This window comes from Vibrio sp. 1S139 (assembly GCF_041439475.1).
Classification (GTDB): Bacteria; Pseudomonadota; Gammaproteobacteria; order Enterobacterales; family Vibrionaceae; genus Vibrio; species Vibrio crassostreae_C.
On the sequence record NZ_JBGOOD010000045.1, the window covers coordinates 1 to 14,348 of the forward strand.

A 14,348-nucleotide genomic window follows, 5' to 3' on the forward strand; every position below is an offset into this window, starting at 1 on the left:
ACCATATCACTTACTACCGTTTTTGTTTTTAGTTCCCGCTAATCCGCGATGAACCATAAAATTGGCATAAAAAAGCGCTCATAAATGAGCGCTATGAAATCTTATTTTAAATAACCATCAACAACCAAAGGTCGGAAGTTCTCAACTAGGTAGTCATAAGTAATACCTGTATGAGCCAATACTGAGCTAGCTATCATGCTAGCCCATTGTCGATTATGAAGCGTCTTGAAAGCGTGGCAATGTAACAGCGATCATCGCTAACAAACTTTGTTGTCACACTTTCTTTGGTAAGTCATGTTGTTCGAGTCTAGGTTTCAATCTTTATTGTCAGATTTAGTCTCTTGTAGCCATGATAGAACAAGCTTCGGCAGGTAGAAAAAGTTTCAAACAATGCCCTCCGACATCTGGCTCAGTATTCTCACCGAGCTTCAAAATAGAGGAGTGAACGATATCTTTATTTTTTGTGTGGATGGTATCAAAGGCTTCCCATACGTAATCAGCTCAGTCTATCCAAAAACCTAAATTCAGCCATGTATCGTACACAAAGTGCGTATCACTTTATGATACGCTTACAAAATCAACAGCACTTGGCAAATAATAACATACAGCGAGTGTAAATAAGGTAAATAGTAATAATCCATACTGCCCAATGGTGGGGCGTTCAAATAACTGTGCTTGGGTACTAATGAACTTGATGTTTTCACGGCTTTGCTTACCGAAGTAGTGACTTGTCAGAACGCCTGTTGCAATAAACACAAAGGTTCCAATAGGTGCTTGCCAAGGCCATGCAATATTAGATAAATGGCATATCATCAAAGAGATAAGACTGGTGATTGTGCCAAATATCACACCCGACTCATTGGCTCGTTTGCAAAATAGACCTAATAAAAATGATCCAAGACGCACTCCGACGAAGAGAGAAGTAAAGCTTGCAATGAGCTTTGTAACCGACTCATTTGAAATGCTTAGCATTGCAGGGAGTATTAGTATAGCGGCACAAAATAAGGAAAATCGCTTTGCGACAATGTTGTAGTGTTTCTCTGTTCTGTTTCTTTGAATAAAACGCTTGTAGATATCATAAGTTAAGATGGTCGACATCGAGTTATAGGTAGAATCAAGAGTTGACATTGCTGCTGCGATGAGTGAAGCGGTAACGATACCTTGCACGATTTCATTTGTATTATTAAAGACAAAATGAAGAACGATACTGTTCGCGTTCACAAATTCCTGGCCATTATAGAATATATACAGTAGTACTCCCATAAGTGAGAATAGCAAGTAAACAAAAAACATTCCGTATCCCACATACAGCATCGACTTGCGTGCTGACGTTAAATCTTTTGTTGCTAGCGTCCTTTGAATAATAAGTTGATTTGATCCGTAAACACTTAGGTGCAAAAAAGCGACAGCAAATAGTCCAGCATAAAGCGTCGTATCCTTGGTAAAGTCTAGGCTCGTGTCTAGGACCAATAACTTATCAATAACGACCTCTTTATTGGCTAGTATTTCATCCATTGTGATGCTTTGGCTGAGAAAATAGAAAACTAAGCTAAAGCCTAAAACCAGTACACAGGTTTGTAAGACATCCGTCCACATAACCGCAGCGATCCCACCCAAGTAGGTATAAGCGGCGGTAAAAATTGAAATCACCACAATGCACTCATAAATATCAAGCGGTAAGATACGTGAAACCAATAGGGCAATCGCGTAAAGAGCTAACGCGGCAGAGATGGTTTGAATGAATAAGAAAGCGACCACATTAATCATTCTGGCTTTGTAGCCAAAACGAATCTCTAGATATTCGTATATTGACTGAATTTTCATCTTGTAAAAAACTGGGACGAAAAAAGAACAAACGAAAAAGATAACGATCGGGTAGTTGATATGAATGATCAGCGCTTCCATTCCACTTTGATATACCCATCCAGGTACACCGATAAATGTCATCGCACTCACATAAGTAGCGAGAATTGAAACCCCCGCAACCCACGCGCTAAAGTTCCTTTCTCCTGTGGATACACTCCCTTTATCGCCTGTTTTTCGACTGATTAAATAGCCAATTAGGAAAGTTAGAGCCATATACCCCAAAACAATGAAAAGTGTGATGTTACCCATGGTGGTCTCTGATTCAGTTCTATTTAGGCTGAGATTTTACATTATAAGCGACGGAATAGGTCGTGATCGCTATCAAGAAAATAACCATCAGCTTGTGAATATTTTAATGAATACGTATACATTAGTTAATAATCCCTACTAGTTAAGTTTCTATTTTAAAATGGATTTTTATGTAATTATAAAAAATATTTGATTTCATATGTAATTATTTGAGTGTATACGTACACCTAAAGGTTGATATTGATCAATGTTTTATCGAGGTCGGTTTATGAATAATATATAGCGAACGGGCGAGGTGAGTGATTGTAATTGTCACTGCAATGTATGCCCTAAATATTGAAACTCTAGGACGACATCATGAATCTAAAACACATGAGTGAAGTATCGATCCAGCATCGAATACTGGCTTATATCATACTTTTGGCAGGACATTTTTTCTATGCCTACAACTTTGTAATCATTGACTATGTTCGACCATTTATTGTCGAATCATACGACTCTATTACACTTGCACATACTGCTCAGTTCTACACTTGGCAATCGGTGGGAGCGCTACTGGGTGCTATCGTCGCCGCAAAAATAGCAGGTAAGCGTGGGTTAGTTTTTGTTGCGCTGTTAAATGGTGCCGCAACATTGGCTAATATCGCATTGACAGACTATATCACTTGGTCCATTGCTCGTTTAGTCATCGGTTTTTCATTAGGTGCCTATGCCACTATCGCATTCACTGTGATGACAGGTATGTTCCCAGCTAGTATTCGCGGCAAGATGACCGCCTTCTTATCCAGCATGTTCTCAGTGGCGTTGATCTTTATGGGTGGTTACGCGGCTTATCTATCGAACATTGATGCACCTTGGCAAGGTTTGATGGTTGCTGGTGGCCTACCGCCGATCATTATTGCTGGCTTAATGGCGTTGTTTATCCCAAGTGAAAAACGTTATATCGCCTTTGGTGCTGAAAATATAGAAAAGACCGAAACCGGTGAAGAGAAGAAAGGTAGCTGGAGTGAAATGTTCTCTGTGAACTACCGCCGTTTTACTCTCTGCTGCCTACTATTGGCAGGGTTGAATTTCTATGGTTATCAGTTTTTTAGTGGCTTTGTAACCACTTATCTTAAAGAAGTTCGCATGTTCGATGCGGGAACCGTGGGCCTTATCTTTTCTATTGCGGCCTTCGGTAACCTATTTGGTGGCTGGATATGGGGTGCGATTTCAGATAAATGGGGACGTAAAGTCAACGCATTCGGTTTCATCCTCGCGGGTGTTATGTCTGCCGCATTCTTTGTTGCCCCTTCAAATGTTGAAATTTTGGGTTTAAACCTACTCGCAATTTTGGGGCTCCTTTACAACTTCGGCTTATCTTCAAGTCTTATCTGGGGTGGTTACTTTATCGAGTTATTCCCAAGTCACTTACGTGGTTACGGAGCAGCATTGTTCCATGGCGGCCGTATCATCGGTATGTGGGCACCTATGGTTCTTGTCTTTATTCAAAGCCACACTTCACTTGAAACTGCAATGTGGGGCTCACCAATCGTGTGGTTTGTCGCAGCATTTGTATGGCTAAGCCTACCAGAAACACTAGAACATGGCGTTTTCGCCAAAAATAAATCAGATAAACTAGCAACGGAAAAATAATATGTCACGTTTTCAACCTGCAAAAAAATTAGTAAGAGAGTACTTTGAGGCGCTAGAAAAGTGTCAGGCATCTGAAGTCCAATCAGTGATGGACGAGTTCATGTCAGATGACTATGAGTTTTTAGGTAGCTATCCATTCCGTGAGCGTTCAGGTAAAGATGAAGTTGCAAAACAAGTATGGGAGCCATTAAAGCAGTCGCTCACCCGCATGCAACGTCGTCAAGACATCTTTATCGGTGGTCAGAACGAGTTCAATGATGAAATCTGGGTCATGAGTATGGGTCATTTTATGGGCTTATTTGATACCGATTGGTTAGGCATTAAATACACAGGTAAATTACAGCACCTTCGCTACGCTGAGTTTAGCTGTGTCCAAAATGGCAAGATCACTAAAACGGGCTTGTTCTTAGACTTACTAGGTTTCATGAACCAAGCGGGCTGTTACCCTCTAGCACCAATGACAGGTAATCATTTCGTATACCCGGGACCTCGTAACCACGATGGTCTGCTATTTGAAGATGCGCCAGCAGAAGAAGGTTTGAAAACTCAAGAAGTGATGAACCTTATGGTCGATGACATTGATCGCTTAAATAAGACGGCACCATTTGCTGACATGGAAACATTACGTGAATGTCTACGTTTGCGTTGGCAAGAAGATATGATTTGGTACGGTCCTTGTGGTATTGGTGCTCAATACACCATTCCTCGTTACCAGAAAGGTCATCAAATGCCATTCCGTAGCGGTCTGAAAGACAAAGTGTTCAATGGTCACGTATGTCGCTTCGCAGAAGGTAACTTCTCTTGTTTCTTCGGTTGGCCAAACCTATCTAATGTACCGACAGGCGGCTTCCTAGGGTTACCTGGTGGTGAAGTCAAAGCCGATATGCAAGTCGTAGATGTGTACTACCGCCAAGATGACAAGCTATCTGAAAACTGGGTGCTGATTGATATCCCTTACTGGCTGAAACAACAAGGTCTTGATGTGTTGGAGCGCACAACAGGAATTACTAACCCTAAATTATAACTCATATTACAAATATGCTCCCAACCTGCCGCAAGGATGCGGCAACTTCTAATTTATCAAATGCCCTTTTTAAATAACTCTCAAAGGTAAACAATAACAATGAAAAAGTTGCCTATAGTTTGTGTGACTGCACTGACGACGCTCTTTTCCCTACCTGCTATTTCAGCTCAGACCATGACAAATGAGGCCGGAGATTCGTTAACGATCGATGGTCGTTTTGAAGCAAGATACCGTGACAAAGGAGGAGACACGCCAACGACTGTTGATAGTGGCAGCTCTCGCCTAGGTTTTAAAGGACAAAAAATTCTATCTAACGATTGGGTGGGGTTTGGTCACGCCGAGTGGGGTTATAACTCGGGTGATAATGGAGATAATATTTATGACCGTTTACTCTATGTTGGTCTGAAACATGATAAGTACGGTAACATATCTCTGGGTACAAAACAGTGGTCAGCATTTTATGATGTTGCGTGGTTTACCGACATGGGACGTGTCTTTGGTACGCGTGCTTCAGGTGTTTACAATTTAGAAGACTGGGGTATTGCTTCAGGTACAGGTCGTGCAGAGAACTCGTTGGTGTATCGCAATGATATTGGTGAAAGCTGGCATTATGGTATTACCCTTCAGGCGTCGAGACATGATGTCGGTTTATCTGGTTCTGAAAACAACCGAGCGACAGCAACGTTAGAAAATGGCCTGGGTGGTTCGTTACGTTATAGTGGTATTGAAAATGTGTCTGTAGGCTTTGCTTACCAACAAAATGAAATCAATGATCTTAGCCTCAGTGTTGATAGCATTGAAAACGGCGATATGATGCGGATCTTGTTGGTGGGTGTTAATTACGCAGACGATCATTGGTATCTTGGTGCAACAGCTCACGTTGGTGAAAACTGGGAGTCGGTAGAGACCTCCTCTACCACTAATGCGATGTTTGATACGATGGGCGGGGAATTCTACGCTTATTATCATTTTGATAATGGGTTACGACCTACATTAAATTATAATTACTTTGAAAGCCGTGATACTGATGTTGACTATACGCGTCATCTATTGGCTCCAGGATTAGAATATCACTTTACACGCAATACCTTTTTACTCTGGGCAGAGTATCAAATTGATATGGGCAACGATCAACTGACTTCAGGTCATAAATTTGATACGGCCGAGAATCAGTTTGCTGCGGGTATGCGTTACTACTTCTGATAAATAGAGCGGCATCGTGATGAGATAAGGGCCGATGCTTTTTAAGTTGCCATTGATGAGTGGCCGCATGCATAATTTATGCAAGTTATCGCTGAAAGAACGACTAGAAATAGATTGTTCACTATCAAATCAATGAATCTTGGAGTTATGTGTGTCAAAAAATAGTAAAAACCCTACATCTAACGATGTTGCTCGATTAGCGGGGGTATCGCAGGCTACAGTATCACGGGTGTTGAGTGGCAAAGGTTACACAAAAGAAGACACAAAGCAGAAAGTGATGGATGCGATAGCACAACTTAACTATCGACCGAATGCTTATGCACGCACTTTAAATAACAGTCGAGCTAACCTGATTGGAATACTATTACCCAGTGCTAATTACCCTATTTATTTAGAACTGCTCAATCATTTAGTTCAGGCATGTAAAGCAAAAGGCTACACAGCACTTTTAATTCCTGGCGAGTTAAATCAAGAGGAGAGCTATTCCATAACGAACTTGTTGCAGTATAAAGTCGATGGAATAATCACTGCATCAGCGCACCACGAAACTAACTTATATTATGAATGTAATTTGCTTGGATTACCTGTCGTTCAGATTATGCGTGTTGACGTAGAATCTGATTGCAGTTATGCCGCTAGCGATAATTATGGGGCCGGTGAGCTAGCCGCGAGCGAAATGCTTAAAAGAAATGGCCAAGACTTTCTGTATATTACTGGTCACTTACCATCAAAAACTAACGATGATCGCTTTAATGGTTTTGCATCCGAAATTGAGAATGAGTTAGGACATAGGCCAGAAACTTTAGTTACCCATTTTGATTACGAAGCGTGTAAGTCCTTCATACGTAAAAGAATAAAACAGAAAGGTGTGCCTGACTCAGTTCTTTGCGCGACGGATGTCATCGCCTATGCCTTTATGGATGTTGTTCGGTTTGAATTTGGCTATAAAATACCACAAGATATCCAAGTCATCGGCTACGATGACTTGGAGCCGTCATCATGGTCAGGCTATGAACTTACTTCATTTCGTCAGAATATAAAACGCCTTTCAAATGAAGCTGTTTCTTTCTTAGATCAGCAGATCAATGGTCAAACAGATAGAATCTTTAACATCAACGTCTCAGCCAAGTTTATTGAGCGTGGGACATTGAGACAGCCGACTTAAGTCGCATCATCAACTAATAAATAACCAGCAAGTTAAGCGACTGCCTGTCAATGTGATAGGCAGTGAGTTACTGCACCCAAAATTCAACTCAACAATACAATTTGGAACGTTTATGCTATCTATATTTGATATTTACAAAGTAGGGGTGGGCCCTTCAAGCTCTCATACCAATGGGCCAATGATTGCGGGCTATCAATTTACTCGTATTATTGAATCGAACTTAGCAAAAGTTGTGCGCATCCAAGTCGATTTGTATGGTTCTCTGTCACTCACAGGTATAGGCCACCACACTGATCGAGCAACGATCTTAGGTCTTTTAGGTAATAAACCGGACACCATCAAAATTACTAGCGCTAATCAAGCCATGCGTACTGCGATCAAAGATAAAGCACTCGCTTTGGCTGGAAAGCATGACATTATGTTCGATTATGATACCGATATGGTGTTCCATAAAGAAAACCTGCCACTGCACGAAAACGGTATGACAATCACCGCGTTTGGTAACCATGGAGAAGTGATAGGTTTCGAGACTTACTATTCTGTTGGTGGGGGCTTTATTGCAACGACAGATGAATTGGAAAATGGTGTAACGACTGCGCAAGTTGAAGTCGAAAATCCATTCAAAAATGCAGAAGAAATGCTCAACCTTGCTAACGAGAAAGGCATGAGCATTGGCGGCTTTGTATTGCAAAATGAATTAGCGTTTCAAGGTATGGAAGCGATTGATGCTAAAGCTGACCAAATTTGGCGTGTAATGAGCCGCTGCATGGAACGTGGCTTTGAAACTGAAGGCGTGCTTGATGGTGGGCTAAACGTTACTCGCCGAGCCCCAAATTTGCTTAAAAAGCTTGAAGCCAATGCTGCGGTAGAGAGCGATCCGATGGAAATCATGGATTGGATCAACCTGTTTGCTTTTTCGGTCAGCGAAGAAAACGCCGCTGGAGGACAGGTAGTCACATCTCCAACCAATGGTGCTGCAGGTGTTATTCCTGCGGTACTGACCTATTATCATCGCTTTATTCGACCGTTAGATACGAAACAGTTGAAAGACTTTTTAGCGGTTTCTGGTGCTATCGGCATTTTATATAAAACCAATGCTTCTATCTCTGGTGCCGAAGTTGGCTGTCAGGGGGAGGTGGGTGTTTCATCATCGATGGCAGCTGCGGGTCTGACAGCACTTCGTGGTGGTGGTAACGAGCAGATTTGTATTGCCGCAGAAATTGCGATGGAACATTCGTTAGGAATGACCTGCGACCCTATTGGAGGCTTGGTACAGGTTCCTTGTATTGAGCGTAATGCAATGGGCGCGATGAAGGCTATCAATGCTTCTAGAATGGCATTAAAACGTAACAGTAAGTGCCTTATCTCACTAGATAAAGTGATTGAAACCATGTACCAAACGGGTAAAGACATGAACAAAAAATACCGTGAAACCTCATTAGGTGGTTTGGCGTTAATTCATTTAGCTCCTCCTTGTGAGTAAGGAGCTATAGCGGTGATCAGTGAAGGTGCTTGATTTCGATGAAATCAGGATCATGCTAAGTACCATGAAAATTACACAGATCTGTAACATCAATATTGAACACTAAGTTAAACAACTTTCCATATATAGTTATTCATAATACTCTAATTTCGGAAAGTCACTGGAAAACTTTTGTTCATTTTCTTCCAACTACAATCGTGATGACCAAATAAAAAAAGGAGGTCATCATGGTGGTTTTCAACAAAACAAAACGAAATGGCGTCAAAAAGCCTTTTCGTCGTGAGGAAATTTGGCGGATCAGAACCAGACTAGAGATTGAAAATAGTTTGATGCGGTTACCCAGAACCTGCTCGTAGCAAGTTATGCCCATTTCTAATGTTGTGTAACTTTCTTTCACTCAACTCTCGTGCTGTTGTTGAAGTTTATTAAAAGGACACCTTATGATTTTAATTTTGGACGCATTATGTTTTTAATTGTCAACTAAGTAATTGAAAATAATCAAGTGGTTGGACGCTTTTTGCTATCTGCAGTTTGCCTTTTTCTTGTTCAAGAACGTTTCATCTTTCTCAATTCGCAGGCAACACCACTGCCGACGCATCTTCCTCTGAATCTTCTTTGTCTTCTACTTGGTCAGCTACCCAATCGATTGTCTTTGTTAGATAAAGCTTGTTGGTTTCGGTATCACACCAACTCTTGGATAATCCTCTTCGATTGAATTCACTGCCAATTGCTGCGAGAGTCTGGTTACTTGAGCGCCCGTAATACAAGGTGTCACAAAGTTGCAGGTTCGACATGGATTGAGGATACGTATTGACTGGCGAGGAGTTCATGCTTAGTGCTTTGGACTGATTATGCGTGCAACCCGTAAGGCTCAAGAAAAAGATCAATGCTAAGGCTTTCTTCATCATATCTCTGAACAGTTACTAATAATTGGCGGGGATTATGAGCATGATTAAGTCGTTGATTTGTCAATTCTTCGATAACTGCTTAAAGACCACGATCTTGCTCGCAATTAGAGCACGTTATTGAGCCGTTTAATTCCTAGGTCAAAAAATGTATTAACCGCCAAATGCGCAATTTTGTACAAAAGCTGAAAGAGACAATAGAGTAGACTGATAAGTCGCTCGATAATTAACAGGCTTAGGAATTGTTATGGAGAACAATAAACGCTCTAAAGAAAAGGCCGAATATAAGATAACCGAAGAGCTCGGCGGCCTTGAAATTCTTAATGCTGAATACGAAAAGCAGAACTTCTCGCGCCACAGCCACGAGGGCTATACGCTGGGAGTCATCGAGCAGGGCGCTCAGCGTTTCTATCGAACGGGCGGACATCATATTGCGCCACAAAATGCGATTATTCTGGTCAATGCCGACGAAGTCCATAGCGGTCACTCTGCCACTGAAGGCGGTTGGGCGTATCGAGCCATGTATCCACTCCCAGATCAACTTGCCAAGATCACTCAAGAGCTAAACCTACCCAATTACGGGGCGCCTTACTTCCCAAGAGCGGTTGTTGAAGATCCTGAACTCGCCAATCAATTGAGATTAGTCTTTAACACGATTGATGAATCTGACAATCGCTTGTTAAGAGAGACCTTGATGTACGGGATGTTGGTTAAACTGATTAGCCGACACGGAAAATCGCCGCTTAACCCCCAACTCGATGGGAAAACTCAGCGCCAGCTTGTCTTGGTGAAAGAGTTCTTAGATGATTTTCCACAAGCCGATGTGTCCCTAGAGGAGCTGTCTAAGTTAGCGGCATTGAGTCCGTTTCACTTAGTGCGTTCTTTTCAAAAAGAGTTTGGTCTTCCGCCACATGCGTATCAAATCCAATCTCGGTTAAGGCTTTCGCGTAAGTTATTGAAACAAGGACATACCATTTCAGATACCGCGCAAGAGTGTGGCTTTCATGATCAAAGCCATTTTCATCGACACTTCAAAAAGGCCAATGGCTACACGCCGGGGCAATACATTAAAATGCTCTAATTCGTTCGCGAAATCGAGCAAGTTTGTACAATCGAACCGACTCAACTCCTCTTACATTGAATAGCTAATGTGAAAAGAGAAAAGAACTATATGGATAGTGAAACAATGGATAGACGAACACAGTTATGGAAGGGCGTTTTAGCGGGAATGCCCTTGAGCATTGCGGTGATCCCTTGGGGAATTCTAGCCGGTTCATATGCGATAGATGCCGGATTGAATCAACTTCAAGCGCAAGCGATGTCGGCTATTTTGTTTGCTGGCTCAGCGCAACTTGTCGCTGCGGGTATGTTCAAAGCGGGTATTGGTTTAGGCACTATGTTGTTGACCACACTGTTCATCACCTCAAGACACTTTCTGTATAGCGTATCGATGCGTGACAAAATTAGCCATCTTCCTGCGCGTTGGCGTCTATTACTCGGATTTTGGCTCACCGATGAGCTGTTCGCGATTTGTAGTGGGCAGTCTCAGAAAGAATTTAATCGCTGGTATGCTGCGGGTGTAGGCGGCGGTTTTTATCTCGTTTGGAATATTGCGAGCTTTGTCGGCATTGTCGCGGGAAGCCAAATTCCTTCGCTTAATGAGATTGGGCTCGACTTCGCGGTCGCAGCAACCTTTATCGCTTTGGTGTTCCCATTAATCCGAACTCTACCCGTCGTTGTGTGTGTTGTGGTTTCATTGGTCACTTCGGTTGCCATGTCGGTTAACAATATTGAGGGCGGGCTAATGATTGCAGTGATCGCCGGTATGTTAGCGGGCTTTTTCAGCGAGTCGTTCCAAGAGCGAAACAACGGTAACAAGACAATCGTGGAGGGGAAATAGAGATGATTTGGTTAACGATATTACTCATGACTGCGATTGTTTTCTTTAGCCGGTATTTGTTTCTTGAGCCTGCAATCCCGCTTCGACTCAATCAAACCGCAAGGCTCCTATTGCGCTATTCAAGCCCAGCGGTGCTGACTGCGATTTGGGGGCCAATTGTATTTGCACCAGAACAAACATTTTGGCCAAGCCTTGAAAACCCATACTTGATAGGCGCGGTGGTCACAGGTCTGTTGATTTGGAAAACAGGCAATGTGCTGCTAACGATCGGCGTCAGCATGGCGGTGTTTTTGTTCTATAACCTTGTCGTGGTTGATTACCTTTTCTCGTGAGCTTCAACTTCAATGTCAACTTAGGCTTTGTGTTTCTCCTATTATTTAAGGGCTGTATAAATATGATTACTTGTTATGTTCGATATGTGATTGATCCTAAAAAGGTAAATGAGTTTGAGGCATACGCAAAAATGTGGATTCCTCTGGTCGCTAAATTCGGGGGCCAACACAATGGTTATTTTTTACCGTCGGAAGGGGCGAACAATATTGCCTTGGCGCTGTTTACCTTTGAAAGTTTGGCTGCCTATGAAGAGTATCGGATTAAATCGTTGAACGATGCCGAGTGTATTAAAGCGTTTGAATTTGCAGACGAAGTTGATTGCATCGTGAGTTATGAACGCAGCTTTTTTAGACCTGTTTTAGAGTGATAGACCTTGCAACGTATAGCGTGGTGGCATCTAATGTACTGATTCACTGTTTGTGTGTTTAGGTTTTGGTAAGGAGTTAGTTTGGCTAAGAAATATTATGTGGTTTGGAAAGGTCGTACACCGGGTATTTTTACCACTTGGAATGACTGTAAGTCTCAAGTCGATGGCTTTGCTGGTGCGAGATATAAATCGTTCCCAACACTAGGCGAGGCTGAGTCTGCTTTCGGTGGTAAAACGTCGTCTGCGTCAGGTTCTACAGCGACAAAGCCAAACTCTGCGGGTAAGGCGACGAAAGCTAAGGTGCCGCCTCTTTCGGAGCAGCAAATCACTGATATGCCTTTTGATATCAAGATCTTTACCGATGGTGCGTGTGAACCAAACCCTGGTGAAGCAGGGACGGGGTTAGCGGTATACCAAAACAACCAATTAACCGAATTGTGGTATGGCTTGTATCAACCTGTTGGTACCAATAATACCGCTGAGTTGCATGGCCTTAAACAGGCGTTTTTGCTCGCAAAAGAGAAGCTAAACGCGGGCCTCTCTGTTGCGATCTATTGTGATTCTAAGTACTCAATTGATTGTATTACTAAGTGGGCAACGGGTTGGGAGAAAAAGGGCTGGACCAAGTCTGGCGGTGAGATCAAAAACCTCGATATTATTAAGCCTGCGTATGCGCTCTACCAAGAACTGGCTTCAAAAATTACCATCTACCATGTGAACGGTCACGTTGGTATTGAAGGTAACGAACTGGCCGATAGAATGTCGATTGTGGCTATTTCATCGAAAGAGCAACAACTCGCTCAATATCGTGACATCGAAGATATTGAGTCTATTTTGGCACTGCGAGCAGGCTAGTTAGGCTTCTTAATGAAAAGCTACTGAAAGTCACTGAAAGCATAAGTCGCCATCATTAGGCAGTGCTAGACGAGCGTTACATTTCAAATGGATGTAGCGCTCTTTTGTTTTTGTGGTGCTCCGTTTTCTTATGGAGCTGGGTTCTCTATCCAACGAGATAATTGCTGAGCTTGTTTGATCGAGTTAAAACTGTCTTTCACTCTCTCACGCGCCTTTAAACCCATCGATGCTTTATCGTTGCTGCTTAGCTGCGCGAAACGCTCAATCGCTTCTCTTAATTCTTCCACGTTTTTTTCGTTAACCACAAAACCTGTCTCTGGTGAGACGATCTCTTTGCATCCCATGATGTTGGTGGTAATGACTGGCGTTCCCACAGCCATCGCTTCTTTTAAAACCAGAGGCCCTGTATCCACACATCCGGTTTCGGAAAAACAGAAGGGCGCGATTAGGCTGTCATAATTCGATAGTTTCTCTTTCACCCATTCATGAGGCTTAGCGCCAAGAAAGGTCACGTTTCGAGTGAGCCCTTGCTCTTTGACCTGTAACTTTAACTGTTGCTCTAAATCGCCAGTACCGACGATATCGAGATGAATATCGAGAGGTTCGGCAATCGGCGCCAATGCATCAATAAGATGGTGGATACCTTTTTGCTCCACTAATCGGCCAAGGAAAACAAAGCGAAGTTGCTTCGTTTCGATTTTTGGGTTGAGTTGGAATTGTTTGGTATTAACTCCGCAATGCAAGAGTTTAATGTTTCCTTTCGCCATGGTGTTGAAGTCAGCAAGCATGTCTTTACACACTGCAACCACAAAATCACTCGATGAAATTTTATGTTCAATGTCATAAGCGAACTCATAAACATCATGACCATGAGCAACGAACGAGCAGGTGATATTCAGCAGTTTTGCCGCGACGATGGCGTGTGCTGTAGTGTGCTGACAGAAATGCGCGTGAACGTGTTCGACGTCATTTTCCGCGAGTTGCAGCGCTAATTTAAACCCATAAGCGAACAGTGACTTTTTGGGCATGCTGGTTTGCTTAGAAATAAATGAGACAGCCTTGATGAACCCTATCCAGTTAATGCTAGCGACTTTACCCTTCCGAACGTTTTTACCTATTTCGACAATGTCGTAGTCGAACTGTTTTTCACTGTTTTCAATTTTGAACGTCATTACACAAACATCGTGCCCACACGCTTTCACAGAGTTGACTTCTGTTTGAATGAAGGTCTCACTGAGTACAGGGTAGGTTGGTGCCACAAATGCTACTTTCTTCATTCCTTACTCCTCAAATCCATATGACTAAAGCTATCAAGCCAAGTTAATAACCAATAAAGCAAGATACGAACCAAGATCGAATCGTA

At 42.5% G+C, this 14,348-nt stretch carries 13 protein-coding genes and 2 pseudogenes; 12 read left to right on the plus strand and 3 right to left on the minus strand.

Features of this window, described 5'->3' with window-relative positions; all coding sequences use genetic code 11:
- Positions 1 to 405 precede the first annotated feature (405 nt).
- Positions 406 to 519: pseudogene (locus tag ACED46_RS15140) on the plus strand (transposase); the annotation flags it as partial.
- 39 nt (positions 520 to 558) lie between these two features.
- On the opposite strand, the gene ACED46_RS15145 reads toward ACED46_RS15140, so the two are convergent.
- The gene (locus ACED46_RS15145) at positions 559 to 2,115 is read right to left on the minus strand and encodes a sodium/solute symporter (RefSeq protein ID WP_371721796.1); all 1,557 of its coding nucleotides are present in this window, start codon (positions 2,113 to 2,115) and stop codon (positions 559 to 561) included.
- 357 nt (positions 2,116 to 2,472) lie between these two features.
- On the opposite strand from ACED46_RS15145, the gene ACED46_RS15150 reads away from it, so the two are divergent.
- From ACED46_RS15150 to ACED46_RS15175, 6 genes and pseudogenes are all read left to right on the plus strand, one after another.
- Complete coding sequence (locus ACED46_RS15150) at positions 2,473 to 3,750, plus strand: MFS transporter (RefSeq protein ID WP_371721797.1); 1,278 nt, start codon at positions 2,473 to 2,475, stop codon at positions 3,748 to 3,750.
- A 1-nt stretch (position 3,751) separates the two neighbouring features.
- Positions 3,752 to 4,774, plus strand: a complete 1,023-nt coding sequence (locus ACED46_RS15155) for a nuclear transport factor 2 family protein (protein WP_371721799.1) — start codon at positions 3,752 to 3,754, stop codon at positions 4,772 to 4,774.
- Positions 4,775 to 4,873: 99 nt separating this feature from the next.
- A complete protein-coding gene (locus ACED46_RS15160) occupies positions 4,874 to 5,977 on the plus strand; it encodes a porin (RefSeq protein ID WP_371721800.1) in 1,104 nt (367 codons plus the stop codon).
- A 151-nt stretch (positions 5,978 to 6,128) separates the two neighbouring features.
- Positions 6,129 to 7,142 carry a LacI family DNA-binding transcriptional regulator gene (locus ACED46_RS15165; protein ID WP_371721802.1) on the plus strand — a complete coding sequence of 338 codons (1,014 nt, stop codon included), beginning with the start codon at positions 6,129 to 6,131 and terminating at the stop codon, positions 7,140 to 7,142.
- Between the two features lie 112 nt (positions 7,143 to 7,254).
- Positions 7,255 to 8,625, plus strand: a complete 1,371-nt coding sequence (locus ACED46_RS15170) for an L-serine ammonia-lyase (protein ID WP_371721803.1) — start codon at positions 7,255 to 7,257, stop codon at positions 8,623 to 8,625.
- A 227-nt stretch (positions 8,626 to 8,852) separates the two neighbouring features.
- Positions 8,853 to 8,963 (plus strand): annotated as a pseudogene (locus ACED46_RS15175) (integrase); the annotation flags it as partial.
- Between the two features lie 228 nt (positions 8,964 to 9,191).
- Here the strand turns inward: ACED46_RS15175 and ACED46_RS15180 are convergent.
- Complete coding sequence (locus ACED46_RS15180) at positions 9,192 to 9,530, minus strand: hypothetical protein (protein WP_371721804.1); 339 nt, start codon at positions 9,528 to 9,530, stop codon at positions 9,192 to 9,194.
- Between the two features lie 247 nt (positions 9,531 to 9,777).
- Between ACED46_RS15180 and ACED46_RS15185 the strand changes: the two genes are divergently transcribed.
- The 5 genes from ACED46_RS15185 to ACED46_RS15205 all read left to right on the plus strand — a co-directional run bounded on the left by ACED46_RS15185 (position 9,778) and on the right by ACED46_RS15205 (position 12,985).
- Entirely contained in the window at positions 9,778 to 10,611 is an 834-nt protein-coding gene (locus ACED46_RS15185; protein ID WP_371721805.1) for an AraC family transcriptional regulator, read from the plus strand.
- Positions 10,612 to 10,701: 90 nt separating this feature from the next.
- A complete protein-coding gene (locus ACED46_RS15190) occupies positions 10,702 to 11,430 on the plus strand; it encodes an AzlC family ABC transporter permease (RefSeq protein ID WP_136982857.1) in 729 nt (242 codons plus the stop codon).
- Positions 11,431 to 11,432: 2 nt separating this feature from the next.
- Entirely contained in the window at positions 11,433 to 11,762 is a 330-nt protein-coding gene (locus tag ACED46_RS15195) for an AzlD domain-containing protein (RefSeq protein ID WP_371721806.1), read from the plus strand.
- Between the two features lie 62 nt (positions 11,763 to 11,824).
- Positions 11,825 to 12,130, plus strand: a complete 306-nt coding sequence (locus tag ACED46_RS15200; protein ID WP_017070270.1) for an NIPSNAP family protein — start codon at positions 11,825 to 11,827, stop codon at positions 12,128 to 12,130.
- Positions 12,131 to 12,211: 81 nt separating this feature from the next.
- Positions 12,212 to 12,985 (plus strand): viroplasmin family protein, encoded by a 774-nt coding sequence (locus tag ACED46_RS15205; RefSeq protein WP_136974212.1) that lies wholly within the window; start codon positions 12,212 to 12,214, stop codon positions 12,983 to 12,985.
- Between the two features lie 128 nt (positions 12,986 to 13,113).
- On the opposite strand, the gene ACED46_RS15210 is transcribed toward ACED46_RS15205, so the two are convergent.
- Positions 13,114 to 14,262, minus strand: a complete 1,149-nt coding sequence (locus ACED46_RS15210) for a glycosyltransferase family 4 protein (RefSeq protein ID WP_371721807.1) — start codon at positions 14,260 to 14,262, stop codon at positions 13,114 to 13,116.
- Positions 14,263 to 14,348 lie beyond the last annotated feature (86 nt).